Annotated in this window: 12 protein-coding genes; 2 read left to right on the top strand and 10 right to left on the bottom strand. The window is 68.4% G+C overall.

Going from position 1 to position 15285, the window contains the following annotated elements; translation table 11 throughout:
• Nucleotides 1-18: 18 nt before the first annotated feature.
• Entirely contained in the window at nt 19-210 is a 192-nt protein-coding gene (locus ABD830_RS52930; RefSeq protein WP_345003233.1) for a hypothetical protein, read from the top strand.
• Nucleotides 211-283: 73 nt separating this feature from the next.
• Here ABD830_RS52930 and ABD830_RS52925 read toward each other — a convergent pair whose 3' ends face one another.
• On the bottom strand, nt 284-1291 hold the full coding sequence (locus ABD830_RS52925) for a LacI family DNA-binding transcriptional regulator (protein WP_345003232.1): 1008 nt from the start codon (nt 1289-1291) through the stop codon (nt 284-286).
• Between the two features lie 177 nt (nt 1292-1468).
• Here ABD830_RS52925 and ABD830_RS52920 point away from each other — a divergent pair, with 177 nt between their 5' ends.
• Nucleotides 1469-4408 carry a glycoside hydrolase family 2 TIM barrel-domain containing protein gene (locus ABD830_RS52920; protein WP_345003231.1) on the top strand — a complete coding sequence of 980 codons (2940 nt, stop codon included), beginning with the start codon at nt 1469-1471 and terminating at the stop codon, nt 4406-4408.
• 58 nt (nt 4409-4466) lie between these two features.
• Here the strand turns inward: ABD830_RS52920 and ABD830_RS52915 are convergent, their stop codons facing one another.
• The 9 genes from ABD830_RS52915 to ABD830_RS52875 all read right to left on the bottom strand — a co-directional run bounded on the left by ABD830_RS52915 (nt 4467) and on the right by ABD830_RS52875 (nt 15051).
• Nucleotides 4467-6161, bottom strand: coding sequence for a cellulase family glycosylhydrolase (locus ABD830_RS52915; RefSeq protein ID WP_345003230.1), 1695 nt, complete (start codon nt 6159-6161; stop codon nt 4467-4469).
• A 92-nt stretch (nt 6162-6253) separates the two neighbouring features.
• Nucleotides 6254-7720 (bottom strand): glycoside hydrolase family 43 protein, encoded by a 1467-nt coding sequence (locus ABD830_RS52910; RefSeq protein ID WP_345003229.1) that lies wholly within the window; start codon nt 7718-7720, stop codon nt 6254-6256.
• A 14-nt stretch (nt 7721-7734) separates the two neighbouring features.
• The gene (locus ABD830_RS52905) at nt 7735-8640 is read right to left on the bottom strand and encodes a glycoside hydrolase family 36 N-terminal domain-containing protein (protein WP_345003228.1); all 906 of its coding nucleotides are present in this window, start codon (nt 8638-8640) and stop codon (nt 7735-7737) included.
• Nucleotides 8637-10619, bottom strand: coding sequence for a beta-galactosidase (locus tag ABD830_RS52900; RefSeq protein ID WP_345003227.1), 1983 nt, complete (start codon nt 10617-10619; stop codon nt 8637-8639). Before ABD830_RS52900 ends, ABD830_RS52905 begins: the two co-directional genes overlap by 4 nt.
• A gap of 96 nt (nt 10620-10715) precedes the next feature.
• Nucleotides 10716-11753, bottom strand: a complete 1038-nt coding sequence (locus tag ABD830_RS52895; RefSeq protein WP_345003226.1) for a LacI family DNA-binding transcriptional regulator — start codon at nt 11751-11753, stop codon at nt 10716-10718.
• A 4-nt stretch (nt 11754-11757) separates the two neighbouring features.
• Nucleotides 11758-12657 carry a carbohydrate ABC transporter permease gene (locus ABD830_RS52890; RefSeq protein ID WP_345003225.1) on the bottom strand — a complete coding sequence of 300 codons (900 nt, stop codon included), beginning with the start codon at nt 12655-12657 and terminating at the stop codon, nt 11758-11760.
• Entirely contained in the window at nt 12654-13514 is an 861-nt protein-coding gene (locus tag ABD830_RS52885) for an ABC transporter permease (protein WP_345003223.1), read from the bottom strand. The genes ABD830_RS52890 and ABD830_RS52885 overlap by 4 nt, the downstream gene beginning before the upstream one ends.
• Nucleotides 13515-13549: 35 nt before the next feature.
• Nucleotides 13550-14494 (bottom strand): type 2 periplasmic-binding domain-containing protein, encoded by a 945-nt coding sequence (locus ABD830_RS52880; RefSeq protein ID WP_345003222.1) that lies wholly within the window; start codon nt 14492-14494, stop codon nt 13550-13552.
• Nucleotides 14479-15051 (bottom strand): twin-arginine translocation signal domain-containing protein, encoded by a 573-nt coding sequence (locus ABD830_RS52875; protein ID WP_345003221.1) that lies wholly within the window; start codon nt 15049-15051, stop codon nt 14479-14481. Before ABD830_RS52875 ends, ABD830_RS52880 begins: the two co-directional genes overlap by 16 nt.
• Nucleotides 15052-15285: the final 234 nt, after the last annotated feature.

Genomic DNA, 15285 nt, shown 5'->3' with positions numbered 1-15285 from the left:
GAGCAAGCAGCAGTTCTCATGGTGGATCTCGAGATGGTCAATCACACTCAGAGGATGAGCGCGGAAGGTAGTCAGTATGCCTTCGTGATCCAGACGAGGGACGACCTCGACCGATCGTGGTCATGGATCATGGATCACGGCAACGGGGACAAACTGGTGGCGGGACGCGGCATGGTGGATGATGTCTCGGGAACCCCGCAAGACTTCTGAACCGACTCCGTGGGCACGCACCTCTGCGCCCCTGCTGTCATCGGCGGGCGGTAGGCGGGGTCGCGTTACGAGTTCAGCTCCTCGGCGGTGCCGTACTCTTGCGGATGGTGAGAACGGTGGCGATCTCCAGCCCGACCTGGCGAACCGGTTCACCGCGGCCGAGGGTGAACGCCAGGTCGGTGGCAGCGCTCGCCATCTCGAACAACGGCTGGTGGACCGTCGTCAGAGGCGGGTCGGCCCAGTCTGAGACGACGATGTCGTCGAAGCCCACCACGCTCAATTCGCCCGGGATCGACAAGCCCAGCTCCCGAGCGGCGCGATAGACCCCGAACGCCTGCATGTCGTTGGAGGCGAAGATCGCAGTCGGCCGGTCAGGGCGGGAAAGCAGTTCGAGGGCCGCGGCGTAGCCGTGCTCGCGCGTGAGGAACGTGCGGACCACCAGCGAAGAATCCGCGGCGACGTCGGCTTCGGCCATCGCCGAGAAATATCCGGCCATGCGCGCCTGGCAGAACGGATAGTCCGGCCCATTGATCATCGCGATGCGCCGGTGGCCCAGGTCGAGCAGGTGCCGGGTGGCCGAGTGGCCGCCCCGCCAGTTGGTGGTGCCCACGAAGGGGACGTCATCCGGCAGCTCGCCGGCCGGGTTGATGACGACGAACGGGATGTCCTTTGCCTTCAGCTTCGCCTGCTCGGGCGCCGAGATCTCGGAGACGAACAGGACGAAGCCGGGGCGGCGGCCGATCGTCTCGTCGATGGAGGTGGCGGGTGAGGAGTCGGGGCCCAGCTGCGACACCAGGACGCCGATCCGGTTCTGGCGCGCCACCCGTTCGACCCCGCGGATGATGTCCACGGCCCACGTGCCCTCCATCTCGCGGAAGACGATCTCCACGGTGCTGCCCCGGCTGCCGGAAGGGCGGCGGTAGCCGTACTTGTTGATCAGACCCTCGACCCGGGCACGGGTCTCCACCGAGACGCCCGAGCGGCCGTTGAGCACCTTCGACACGGTGGGGATCGAGACGCCCGCGGATTCAGCGATGAACGCGATGGTGACCGCGGGCGGCCCCGAGGGATTGTCGGTCACGTTCGCCTTTCCGCCGCCATGGTGTGTCCATGGAAACTATAGAGCAACTCCGAGGAAACTTTCTCAGCCCGTCCGGCCTGCCAAAGGCCGAGCGTAGAGCCGGTTCCGTGCCTTGCCGCAACATGCGTTCGATACTACGGTTTCGCGCGAAACTTTATAACTGGAAGAGGAAAGCGCGTGTACCTTGAAGACTTCTCCCCAGGTTATGGCAAGCTCGCGCCGCGAGCCGTCCTCGCTTCTGACGCCCCGCGGCTCGACCTGAACGGTGACTGGGCATTCCGCTTCTCTCCCATCGGCCTCGGCGAGCCGGACGGCTTCCCCTGTCCCGACTTCGACGACGAGCAGTGGGATCGGCTCGCCGTCCCTTCGCACTGGCAGCTCCACGGGTACGGCAAGCCCGCCTACCTGAACATCCCCTACCCGATTCCGATAGATCCGCCGTTCGTCCCGGACGAGAACCAGACCGGCGACTATCGCCGCGTCTTCGAGCTGCCCGAAGAATGGGGTGACACCCCTGCCGTGCTCCGCTTCGAGGGTGTGGACTCGTGCGCGCGGGTCTGGCTCAACGGGGTGGAGCTTGGGGTGACCAGGGGCAGCCGCCTGTCGACGGAGTTCGACGCCACGAAGGCGCTGTGCCCGGGCCGCAACGTCCTGGCCGTCCGGGTCCATCAGTATTCCTCTGGCACCTATCTGGAGGATCAGGACACCTGGCGGCTGTCCGGGATCTTCCGGGACGTAGCGCTGCTTGCGCGGCCCGTCGGCGGAATCCAGGACGTCTTCGTGCACGCCGACTACTCCGATGGAGGCGGGCGGGTGCGATTCGACGTGGCGGCGGACGGGCCTGTCGAGGTCGGCATCCCCCTGCTCGGGGTGGAGGCCGCCGCCGCCACGCAGACGTTCGTCTTCGACCGGGTACGGCCCTGGAGCGCGGAGGATCCCTTCCTCTACGAGGCCGTCATCGCCACCCCGAGCGAGCGGGTACGCGTGCGGTTCGGCTTCCGCACGGTCGAGATCAACGGAGACGGCGTGCTGACGGTGAACGGCCGGCGGATCGTGCTGCGCGGTGTCAACCGGCATGAATTCGACCCCGATCACGGGCGCGCGGTGAGCCTGGAGCTGATGCGCCGCGACGTGGAGCTGATGAAGCAGCACAACGTCAACGCCGTCCGCACCTCGCACTACCCGCCCCACCCCGCTTTCCTGGACATCTGTGACGAGCTGGGCCTGTGGGTCGTGCTGGAGTGCGACCTGGAGACGCACGGGTTCGAGCAGCCGCGGCCGGAGCTCTGGACCGGCAACCCCTCAGACGATCCGCGGTGGCGCGCGGCCTACCTGGACCGCATCCAGCGAACCGTCGAACGCGACAAGAACCACCCCAGCGTCATCATCTGGTCGCTCGGCAACGAGGCGGGCGACGGGGACAACCTCAAGGCCATGGCTGACTGGATCCACGAGCGCGACCCGTCGCGGCCGGTCCACTACGAGGCCGACCGGCTGGCCCGATACGTCGATGTCTATGGCGAGATGTATCGCACCCCCGCCGTCGTGCGCCGCATCGGCCAGGGCGCGCTGCGGCCAGGGGAGCTGTTCTATCCGCTCACCGAGGGGGCGGGTGACCCGGCGGATGACCGGCGCAACCGCATGCCGTTCATCCTCACGGAGTTCGCGCACGCGATGGGCAACGGCCCGGGCGGCCTGGCGGAGTACATGCGGCTGTGCGAGGAGTTCCCGCGGGTCCAGGGCGGGTTCGTGTGGGAGTGGATCGATCAGGGTCTGCGCACCACCGACGCTCAGGGCAGCGAGTACTTCGCCTACGGCGGCGACTTCGGAGAGGAACTGCACGACGCGAACTACATCTGCGACGGCCTCATGTTCCCCGACCGCACACCGTCCCCGGGCATGCTGGAGTACCAGAAGGTCAACGAGCCCGTCGTCATCGAGCCCGGCCGCCCCGGACACGTCACGATCCGCAACCGTTACGCCTTCCTGGACCTGTCCCACCTGCGCTTCACCCATTCCCAGGGTGAGCTCGCGGTGCCGCCCGCCGGACCGGGGGAACGCGTCGAGGTCCCCGTCCCTGACGGCGTGACCATCCAGGCCGAACTGGCGGAATCCACCGCTTGGGCGCCCAAGGGCCACGTCGTGGCCTGGGGCCAGCTCCCGCCTGCCGCGCCCGCTCCTGCTGTTCTCGCAGAGGCACGGCGGGCCGCCAGGCAGTCCGCCGAGCACGTCCACCTCGGCCCCGCGCGTTTCGACCGGCGAACGGGGAGCCTGGTCGGCCTCGGCGACCGACCGCTGCATGGCCCGCGGCTGGCACTGTGGCGCGCGCCCACGGACAACGACCGCTCATGGGGGCAGGGCGACGCCGAGTACTGGAAGGCCCGCGGCCTGGATCGGCTGCTGCACAGGACCGTCTCCATCGAGGCAGGCGACGCGGGCCTGACCGTCGTGGTCCGCAGTTCGGCGGCCAATTCCGGCTGCGGCTACCTCAGCACGTACCGCTGGGACAGCGACGGGGAGCGCCTGAGGCTGCGGGTGCACGCCGAGCCGGTCGGCTACTGGCCGGAGCGGAGGTTCTCCTTCGACGAGGAGATGGTGGACCACAACCTGCCGGAGGAGGAGCGCGAGGAGCTTCTCCGGCGCCACAGAGCGCCATCCCTGGCGCGGATCGGTCTCGTGTGGCACCTTCCTGAGGAATGGTCGCGGGTCCGGTGGTTCGGAGCCGGGCCCGGTGAGGCGTATCCCGACTCCCGGCAGGCGGCGCGGATCGACCACTTCCACGCCACGGTCGACGAGCTGCAGACGCCGTACGTCCGCCCGCAGGACAACGGCACCCGCGCCGACGTGCGGTGGGCCGAGATCACCGACCCGGCGGGCACGGGAATCCGCATCGAGGGTGAGCCGCTGTTCAGCCTCGCCGCCCGGCGCTGGAGCGACCGGCAGCTCGCGGCGGCCCGGCACCAGAGCGACCTGGTCCCCGAGCCGCTGATCTACCTGCACACCGACCACGTCGTCCACGGTGTCGGATCCGGGGCGGTCGGTCCCGGCGTCCTTCCCCGGTACCGGCTCGACGTCCGGGCCGCCGACTTCGCCTTCATCCTGTCGGCGACGTCCTGAACAGAAAGCCACCGCCCCCTGCGCATGCGCGGGGGGCGGTGGCATCAGATCAGAAGAGTCAGGACGCGATGCCGGTGACCGTGTCGCCGGACCTGGTCACCTGGTAGGTGACCTTCGCGCCACTCCAGAAGTGGAACGTGAGCGTCAGGGGCGCGCCCTCGCGCATGACGCCAAGGAAGTCCTTGAGGAGGCGGATGGAGTCGCCGGCGTAGTCGGGGGAGTAGGTCCTGCCGTACTCCTTGTAGGACGTCCAGTCGTGGGGTGCGGCGTTGGTGCCGTCGGCGTACGTGGCCTCCATCGTGGCGACCCGGTCACCGTTGAACCGGGTGGGGATGGTCAGCGACTCCGTGGTGCCGCTCGCGTTCGACAGGACCGGCGTGTCGTAGCTGATCACATAGATCTTCCACGGGATTCCCGAGGAGAACCGGGCCTGGATCGTCGCGTTGACGCCGTGGGACCGGTCGCCTGCCAGCCGGGTGAGGGCCTCCGCCGTGAGCGTGAGCTGGTCGCCGGAGACCGTGTAGTCCCGGCCCGGGTGAAGCCTGGTGGCGCCCTGCCAGAGCCCGCGGAACGAGGTCCCGTTCAGGTTCAGGGTGAGCGTCCGGGCTTCGATCGCGCCCGACTTCGGCAAGAAGATCGAGTCACTGGAAGTGGTGCCGGAACGGGTGGTGAAGCTCGACTTGATCTGGGCGAACAGGCCGGGGTCCGTCCACTCCCGCAGGGTCTGCCGGTTGAGGTGCTGGCCGTTGTCCCACCACATCGTGGTGAGCTTGTTGATCCGCGCCTGGTGACCCAGCAGCTCGAAGAACTTCAGTTTCTCGCCCTGCTGGACGGCGTTCGGGTCCACGTCGAAGCTGAGCAGGCCGTATTCACCGACGATCACCGGGATGCCGCGGTCGACGAAGGTCTTGGCCGACCGGTCGAAGTAGCCGATCAGGTCCTGCTGGGTCGTCTCGTCGAGGGTGGTGACTCCGGCGATGTTCACGCTGAACGGCCAGTAGCCGTAGAAGTGGACGGTCGCGGCCAGGTTCTTGTCGTTCAGCGCGGTGATCTCGCTGGCGAGTCCGTCCAGGTACTTCTGGTCCGCGCTGGTGTGCACGGTGGGCAGGACGAGGATCCGATCGGCGTTGCGGCCGCCCGAGCCGCGGACGATGGCGTGGAAGGAGCGGTTGAGCTCGGCGAGGAGGCTCATCTTCGCCTCGTCGGTGGCGTTGTCGAACTGCGGCTCGTTGACGCTCTCGAAGAGCACCTTGCTCGGCGCGTCACGGAATGCGCCGGCGATCTGGGTCCACGAGGCGTCGAAGCGGGCCATCACCTCGTCGTGGTTGGTGGGCATCTTGGAGATCCACTGCCACGAGTCGTGGTGGACGTTGATCAGGACGTAGAGGCCGGAGGCGAGCGCCAGGTCGACGACCTCCTTCACCCGGTTCATCCACTTCGCGTCGATGGTGTACGGCGCGGTGGCGGACTGGTGGTCGGTCCAGGTGACGGGGATGCGGACGCTACGGAAGCCCTGGGCACGGATGGTGTCGAACAGGGCCTTGGTGGCCGGCGGGTTGCCCCATGAGGTCTCGTCGGGGAACGCGTCCAGCGTGTTGCCCAGGTTCCAGCCGGGCTGCATCGCCGCCACGACGTCCATCGCGCTGCGGACGCCCTTGTCGGCCGAGGCCGCGGTGGGGCTGCTGACCAGCCCCACTACGCTGATCAGCGCGATGAGGAGGCTCGCCGCGCGCGAGAGGGGGGTTTTCCTCATTTCTTCCCTTCCATGAGTCGCCACTGCGTCTGCTGCGCCGTGGGGTGGATGCGGTGGTGAGCAGCTTCGGATCCTGGTTCGGCGCCGCCCATTCATGGCCTGCCCTCGTAGTCGAACCAGTCGAAATGCACGGCGCCGGTCGCGGCGTACATGCCGACCACCCGACCGGTGAAGCCGCCCGCCACCTCGGTGGAGAGGTACCGGCCGTCGAGGGAGGCGAGCACGGTGAGGGCGCCGGCCTCGGTCTCGACGCCGAACGAGAGTGCGTCGGGCGCGGAGCGCGGGCCGTGCGGCGGCAGCGGTTCGTCCGTCTGGACAGCCAGCACCAGCGAGCCGGCGGGCGCCGGATGCCCGGCCACCACCGTCCGCACCGAACCGACGCGGGCGACTACCCGCACCTGCCCGTCTCCAGCCTCGATCTCGTAGTGGTGTCCCTCGTCGAGCCGGACGGCCAGGCCGCCACGGCCCTGTGCGGGGTCGATCATGGTGCGGGCGCGCCACCTCAGGTGCTGCGGGCGGCGGCCGAGGAAGGTCACGTCGGGCTCGTCCAAGGAGGCGCCGCGGGCGCGGAGCGTCAGCCAGCCGGCCCGCTCCTTCGTGGTGCAGAGCTCCGCCGGGCGGCTCCGCACCGAGATCCAGCACGCCTGGAGCTCGGTCAGGTCGAAGTCGTCCCTGTTCGATGCGTTCGGCACGCCGGGCACGAGCTCGCCGATGACAGGCCAGCCGTCCACCCAGGTCACTGGGGCGAGGAAGGTCTCGCGGCCCAGGACGTGCCAGCCAGGAGTGCCCCCGCCGGGCCGTACCCCGAGAAGGACCATCCACCAGGATCCGTCGGGAGCCTGGACGAGATCCGCGTGGCCGGTGTTCTGCACCGGGTGTGTGGTGCTGCGGTGCGTCAGGATCGGGTTGCCGGGGCAGGGCTCGAACGGCCCGTCGGGCGCGGGACCGCGGGCGATCGACACCCCGTGGCCCCGCTCGGTGCCACCCTCGGCGATAAGCAGGTACCAGTACTCGCCGATCCGGTAGAGGTGCGGCGCCTCCGGGGCGGCGGCGCCAGGGGTGCCGGACCAGAGCTTGTGCGGCTCTCCGAACGTCTCGCCCGTCCGCGGATCGATGCGCACCTGCCCGACCCCGGCGAACGTGCACCAGCACGTGCCGTCCTCGTCCCAGGCCAGATCGGGGTCGATTCCGGGGACGCCGGGCAGCCGGATCGGGTCCGACCATGGTCCGGCGGGGTCGGTGGCGGTGTACAGCATGTTGTTGAGGCCCTCGGCGGTCACGATGGTGACGATCAGCCAGAACCGCCCGTCGTGGTAGCGGATCGTGGGCGCGTAGACCCCGGCCGACGAGGGGGTTTCAGCCGACAGGCGCAGCTGGCTCGGCCGATCCAGGACGTTGCCGATCTGCGTCCACCGCACCAGGTCGCGGGAGTGGAAGACGGGCACGCCGGGGAAGTACTCGAAGCTGGAGCAGACGACGTAGTAGTCGTCGCCGGCACGGCAGATGCTCGGGTCCGGATGGAACCCGGCGACGACTGGACTGGGGGTAAGGTCTGACACCCCGTGCGGTCCTTTCATAGGAGGCGGAGCAGCACTGCTGACGGAGCGGTGGGCAGGGTCACGGTGAGCTGCGGACCCTGCCCGATCACCGCCTTGCTGCTGGAGGGATAGAGCAGTTCCGCGCGGTGCGGGTACGGCAGGCGGAGGGTGGCTTCGGCCCCACGCCGCCAGACGGCGAGATAGGTGGCCGTCGGGGCCTGCATGGCGAGCGCGACCCACGGGTCGTCCCAGCCGGGGAGGCCGAGTGGCCAGGAGGGTACGCCCTGCGGCAGGTCGGCCCGGATGGCCTTGTAGACGGCGACGGCCTCGTGGACGAGGGCGCGGGCGTCGGGATCGAGGTCCGCGAGGCGGCCGGACAGGTGGATCCGGCCGAGGAGCGCGCTGATCATGGTGAAGGCCACCTCATCCAGCGAGTCCTCGGGCTGCGGATAGGCCCAGACGGCGCCCTGCGAGGTGAGGCGCAGCGGCCTGCGTTGCCACCGGTATTCGGCGAGCCAGTCGTTGTCGGCCCACAGCAGGTCCGTGGAGTCCACGGCGAGACCACCGACCACGAGCGAGGTGACTGACTCCAGGATCAGCGTGTGCTCGCCTTCGTTCCGAAGGATCGCCTCGCTGCGAAGCACAGGCAGACTGTCCGGCGACCGGTAGATCACCTCTGCGGCAAGACCGCTCTCCGGGTCGTGCAGCTCGACGGTGAGCACGTCGTCGGTGGCGTGGTGCCGCCGGTAGCGCATCCGCGCGCCGATGGCGGTGTCGATGAGCCGGTGGCTGGACCAGTGGTGGCCGTGCCCGGTCGCGATCACCTCCAGCAGGGGCAGCGTCGCTCGGTGGCGCTCGCCGCCGGGCGGGCCGACGTAGGTCAGGCGAGCGTCACTGATCTCGAGTCGTAGGGCGTCATGGCCCCAAGTGATGCTGGTCACTGGCTCTTCCCATGCTTCAGTACGGCGCAGCCGCCTGGTGGCAGCTCGTCCACGGGAGCGCCCGTCAGCAGGTCGTGGGCGGGCTCGGGCAGGCTGACGGCGTAGGCGTCGTGGTTCAGGACGAACTGCCACCGGGTGCCGTCCGGAGCGTGCCGGGTGACGGATTCGAGGCCGGGAAGTTCGGGGTTGACCCCGGTCTCGTCGAGAAGTCCGCCGATCAGCACGGCGTACGGCGGATCGTCGAGACGCGTCGAGAGGTACCATCCCCGGCCCGCGCCGAAGTGATGGCGCGTCAGCGCGGGCTTCCCTGCGAGCATGCCGTGGGTGTAGGTGACCAACGCCTCGGCGCCTTCAGTGCGCAGGGACTCGCTCCAGATGGTGCCGTGTGTGCCGTCCGACAGGACGATCCGCTCGTCCCGCCGTAGCGGCCGGTGTTCCTCGACGCGAATGCCCAGCGCTTCGCGCAGCGGCATGGCGGGGTAGCCGCCGAGGCGGGCATGGAGGCGGTCGTCGACGAACCCGTTGCAGTATTGGACGAGCAGCGTCCCGCCGTCTGCGACGTAGCGGCGCAGGTTCGCGGCACCGGCGTCGGTGAGCAGGAACAGGGCTGGAGCGACGACGAGCCGGTAACGGCTGAGGTCGTGTTCGGGGTGGGCGAAGTCGACCGTGGCGCCGGCGTCCCACAGTGCCCGGTGGGCGCGGCGCAGGGTCGCGTGATAGTCGAGGTCCGCCGACGGCAGGCCGTCGGCCTCCAGCGCCCACCAGGCGTCCGAGTCGTGCAGCACGGCCACCTGCGCGGTGACCACCGACCCCGCGAGCTCGCCAAGACGTGCGACGGCCTCTCCGGCCGCCTGGACCTCACGGAAGATCCTGCTGTCCGCGCCTGCGTGGGGGAGCATCGCCGAATGCCACTGCTCGGCCCCGGCACGGGACTGCCGCCACTGGAAGAACAGTGCGCCCTCCGAGCCGCGGGCGATGTGGCCGAGCGTGTGACGCAGGATCTCGCCCGGCTCCTTGCCCAGAATGCGGTCGCCGTCGTAGACGGTGCTGGTGCCCTGCTCCATCAGCAGCCAGGGACGGCCGCCCGCGAAGGAGCGGGCGCGGTCGGCGCCGAAGGCGGTGTCCGCGGCGGCGTCCAGACCCGGCGCGCTCGGGTAGTGGTCGATGGTGACCAGGTCGACCTCCCGGCCCAAGGCCCAAAGGTCAAGGTTCTGATAGCCCGGGAGCATCATGTTGGTCGTCACCGGTCGGCCGCTGCGAGCGCGGATCGCGTCGCGCTGTTCCCGGTACGCGGCGAGGACCGTGTCGGACCAGAAGCGCCGGAAGTCCAGGGCTTGGCCGGGATTGCGGTGCCACTGGGTGACCCGCGGAGGCAGCACCTGCTCCCAGGCGCTGTAGCGCTGGCTCCAGAAGGTCGTGCCCCACGCCTCGTTGAGCGCCTCAAGTGAGTCGTGGCGGGCACGCAACCAGTCCCGGAAGGCGACGGCGGTGTGGTCGCACCAGCAGAGCGTGGTGTACTCGTTGTGCACGTGCCACATCGCGACCGCCGGGTGGTCGCCGTAGCGCTCGGCGAGGGCCGTGGCGATGCGCACCGCAGCGTTGCGGTAGGCAGGGGCGGCCAGACAGTAGGTGTCGCGGCTGCCGTGGGTGAGCCGGGTGCCGTCCGGTGCGACCGGCAGGGCGTCCGGGTGGGCCAGGGTGAACCACGGTGGCGGGGAGGCGGTGGGGGTGGCCAGGTCCACGGCCACGCCGTTGGCGTGGAGCCGGTCGAGATGGGCGTCGAGCCAGGCGAAGTCGTAACGGCCCTCCTCCGGCTCCAGCAGAGCCCAGGAGAAGACGCCCACGGTGGCCAGGTTGACCCTGGCGCGGCGCATCAGCGTGTCGTCTTCCTTCCAGACCGGTTCGTCCCACTGCTCGGGGTTGTAGTCGCCGCCGAAGGCGAGGCCGCCGAGCCGGTCGATCAGGTGGCGGGTCGTCATGCCTGATCCTTTCGGATCGGAAGCCGGGCTCCGTCGCGGAAGTGCGGGGACATAGAGTGCTCCTGGTTCCTCGGGTCTGAGGCGGCTGGGATGAGCTCACCGGGGACGGCTCTGCTGCGGGGCCGGGCCGGTGCTCTCCCGGATGGTCAGGGCGGGGGCGAGCAGCACCAGTTCGTCCGTGGGCTGCTCGCCGCGCATGGACGTGGTGATCCGGGACACGACCTGCTCGACAGCGATCCGGCCGAGCTCCTTCGCCGGGCCGGTCACCGCTGTGAGGGCCGGTGCCTGCTGCTCAGCCAGGTGCTCGGGGCACAGGGCGATCACCGACGCGTCCTCGGGAACGGTGCGCCCGCTGGTGCGCAGGAGGCTGATCAGCGGCCCGATGGCTCCCTCGTTCTGCACTACGAAGCCGGTCGTGTGAGGCCTATCGGACAGGATGCGGCCGAGCGTACCTGCGGTGCCCTCATAGGTTCCCTCGCAAGTACGGTGCAGGAAACGCAGACCGCGCTCCTTCGCACGCGCGCGGAACCCTGCGAGGGTGCGCTCGGCGTATCCCGCGTGCCGCCGGTAGATACCTGAGCCGTAACCGATGAAGGCGACGTCACGGTGGCCCAGGTCGGCCAGATGATCGGCGCACAGCGCGCCGGCGGCGGAGAAGTCGTGGTCGACGCAGGACAGCCCTCGGGGGTCGTCGGGCAGGCCGATGAGCGCCGCCTGGGTCCGCAGGTCTCCCAGCGTCGGGATGCGCTTGTCATCCAGCTCGACGTCCATGAGGATGACGCCGTCGGCCAGGCCGCTCGTCGCGAGGCGGCGGATACCGTCGGGGCCCTCGTCGTTGGTGATCAGCAGGACGTCGTAGCCATGCTTGCGGGCGGCCACGGTGACGGAGGTGGCTATCTCCAGCATGATCGGCACGTACACGTCGGTGCGGAGCGGCACTGCCAGGGCCATGATGTGCGAGCGCTTGCCCGCCAGTGCCCGGGCACCCGCGTTCGGGTGATACCCGAGCTCGCGCACGGAACGCTCGACGCGCCGCCGGATCTCGGCGGAGACCCGGCGCTTACCGCTGAGCGCATAGCTGACCGTGCTCGGGGAGACGCCCGCCGCCTTGGCCACATCGGCGATGGTCACCATTGGTTCAGCCCTTGATGGCGCCGGTCAGGACGCCGGTGCGGAAGTGCTTCTGCACGAAGGGGTAGACGATCACGAGCGGCACCAGGGTCAGGACCACCACGGCCATCTGCAGCGAAAGCGGGGCGGTCTGCGCGTGCTCCATGCCGAAGCCGGAGTTGACCGAGCCGGGCATGCCGACGCCGCGGTTGACGTAGGTCAGCAGCACGTACTGCAGCGGCCACTTCTCACTTTCGGTCGGCATGTAGAGCATGACGTTGAAGAAGGAGTTCCAGTAGCCGACTGCGTAGAACAGGGAGATCACCGCGGTCACCGCCCGCGAGGTGGGCAGGACGATCGACCAGAGGATCCGCCACTCGCTGCCGCCGTCGATCCGGGCCGCGTCGATCAGCTCGGCCGCGGTGCTCGAGTAGAAGGAACGCAGGATCAGGATGTTGAAGACCGAGACCGCGCCGGGCAGGATCAGCGCCCACCACTGCCCGTAGCCGCCCAGCCCGGTCACCACCAGGAAGGTCGGGATGAGGCCGCCGCTGACGAACATCGTGATGATCAGCAGCACCAGGATGAACCGGTGCCCGAACGAGTTTGACCGCGACAGGCCGTAGGCGCACAGGATCGAGACCACCATCGAGATCGCCGTGCCGACAATAGTGATGCCGAAGCTCACCAGGAGGGCGGTGCGGACAGTGGAGTCGGTCAGCATCTCCTCGTACGCCTCGAAGGTGAGACCGTCGGGCCAGATCACCAGGCCGCCGGCCCGGTTGATGGCGCCTTTGGTCGACAGGCTGGTCAGCACGACGATCCAGAGCGGGACCAGCACCATGAGCAGCACCCCGCCGAGGGTGAGGCCCTTGGCCGACTGGCCGGCCGGGGCCGGCGGCTCCTGCCAACTTGGTCGTTGCGTCATTTCCGGTACAACCCGTCCTCGCCGAAGGAGTGCGCCAGCTTGTTGGCGCCCCAGATGAGCAGGAGCGAGATCACGCTCTTGAAGAGCCCCGCCGCCGCGCCGAAGCTGTAGTTCGTCGTGGCGATGCCGTAGTAGAAGGCGTACGTGTCGAGCACCTCGGCGGCGTCGTGGCCGACCGCCTCACGCTGGATGAGGAACTGCTCGAAGCCGACGGACAGCGCTCCGCCCAGGCGAAGCACCAGCATCAGCACGATCACCCCGCGCAGGCCCGGCAGGGTGATGTGCCACATCCGCCGGAAGGGTCCGGCGCCGTCGGCGGCCGCCGCCTCGTACAGGCCGGGGTTGATGGCGGCCAGCGCGGCCAGGAAGACGATGATCCCCCAGCCCGCCTCCTTCCACACGCCCTGGAAGGTGACCAGGAGCGCGAAGGTGTCCGGATTGGTCATCACGTCCCAGGTACCGAGGTTGTGCGAGCGCAGGAACTGGTTGAGCGCGCCCGCGCCGCCCAGCATCTGCTGGAAGATCGTGATGACCAGCACCCACGAGAAGAAATGCGGCAGGTAGACCACGGACTGGACGAAGTTGCGCACCCGCTCGCTGAGCACCGAGTTGAGCAGCATCGCCAGCGCGATCGGGATCGGGAAGAACAGGATGAGCTGGACGAAGCTCAGATAGAGCGTGTTCGCCAGCGCGTCCCAGAAGCGCGAGTCGGCGAAGAGCTGCTGGAACTGGTCGAGGCCTGCCCAGTCGCTGTCCCAGATCCCGATCAGCGGGTCGTAGTACTGGAAGGCGGTGATGACGCCGACCATCGGGACGTAGTTGAAGATCAGAAGCAGGACGACCGCCGGCACGACCATGATCAGCAATGATCGGTCGCGGAGAAGCCTCTCTTTCACTGGCCCGTGCCGTACTTGTTGAGCACGTTCTCGGTCATCCACCCCTTGAGCCGGTCGAGTCCGCTCTTCTTCCAGGAGTCGATGACCGACTTGACCTCGGCGACTGTCTTCTTGCCGCGGACGCAGCTGACGATGGCGTCGTCGATGGCCTGTGAGGTGTTCAGCAGGGCGATCTGCTGCGGCATGCTGATGTTCATGCTCCAGAACGCCGGCTTGTAGAGAGCGTTGACATTGGCGGCCTGCCAGGCGGCGTAGTCCTTGGTGACCTGGTCGGCTCCGAGGTTGCTGATCACCCCGGCGGGTCCCGCGAGGAAAGGGAAGGTCGCCGCCTGGACGAACTTCTTGCCGTCCTCCGTGGCCGTCGGCACCCCGTCCTTCATCGTGTAGTGAACGCCCTCCACCCCGAAGGTGATCAGCTTGTACTCCGCCGAGCCGTACGGCGCCGCCAGGTAGTTGGCGATCGCCAGACACTCCTCGATCTGCTGCGGCGTCAGCTTGATGTTGAGATAGCTCACGATGCGGGCCGCGGCGTCCATGAACATCCGCGGAGGGCTCTGACCGTCGTGGGAGATGTAGTTGAACGCGCCACGCCGGTAGTTCTTCTGGGCCGCGACTCCCGACTGGTAGTCGGCCAGGTTCCAGCCGCCGGTGCCGCCGCCCTGGATCAGCTCCTTGCCCGAGTAGAAGCGGGCGTTGCTGTTGGCGTTCTGGCCGGCCAGCGCGTCCGGGTGCACGTAGCCCGACTTGGCCAGCTGGTAGTGCCATTCGAGCGCCTCCAGCAGCTGCGGCAGCTCGTACTTGTGCAGCAGCTTGCCGCCCTCGACCTTCCAGTTGGGCGGCAGGTCCCAGGAGAAGGCGAGGTAGGTCCAGACGTCGCCGAAGGCCCACACGCCACGCTTGGCGTCGGTCAGCTCCTTGCCCAGGTTCATGTAGTCGGCCACGGATTGGGATACTTCTTGACCTTGTCACCGGCCAGGTAGGGGGTCAGGTCGGCGAGCTGGGTGCCGACCAGCCGGTCGGTGCCGAAGGGGGTGTTCCACCAGATGGGGAGTTGGATCCAGTCGGGCAGCTTCTTGGCCGCCGCCATCGGCGGGACGATGGTGTTGTAGTTGTTGCCGTCGGCGGGCTTCATGGTGAGGTTGGCGCCCAGGGCCTTGTTCATGGCCTGGTAGAAGGAGTTGTTCGCGGGCGGAACCGTGCCCCAGAGTGGGGTGATCGCGGTGTAGCTGCCGCCCTTGCCCGGAACGCCGGTGACGGTGGCGACCGGGTCGGCCGGGTAGCTCAGGAAGCCCGGGTCGGTGACGCCTCCGCCGGAGCCGGTGAGTGAGGGGATGTCCGGCTTGACGGCGGTGCTCGGCACGTAGGCGGGGAGCGCGGCCTTGAGCCCGGCCTTGGAGTTCGTGCCGACCTTCTGCGCCGACTGGGGAGTGTTGCTGCTGCAAGCGACGAGCAGGGGAGTGATCGCGGCTGCGCCGAGGAAGCCTCTGCGGTTCAACATGGAAGGTTGCCCTTCGAAGCGCTTCAATGTTGCCGTGAGACTAATGACCTGTTTCGGAAGACGCAAGGGAAAGCGTTAAGAGAAACTTTCCATCTTGTTAGCGTTGACATTGTTTTGCGGATGTGTCAGCGTCGATGCGCTTCGATCTCTTTTACCTTCCTGCCTGGTGAGCTTTCCCTGTGAGCGATACCTTTCCTTTCAACGATCCGATGCTGCCGATGGACATGCGCGTCG

The organism is Nonomuraea helvata (assembly GCF_039535785.1).
Taxonomy (GTDB): domain Bacteria; phylum Actinomycetota; class Actinomycetes; order Streptosporangiales; family Streptosporangiaceae; genus Nonomuraea; species Nonomuraea helvata.
This window is presented reverse-complemented; position numbering and strand designations above follow the sequence as displayed.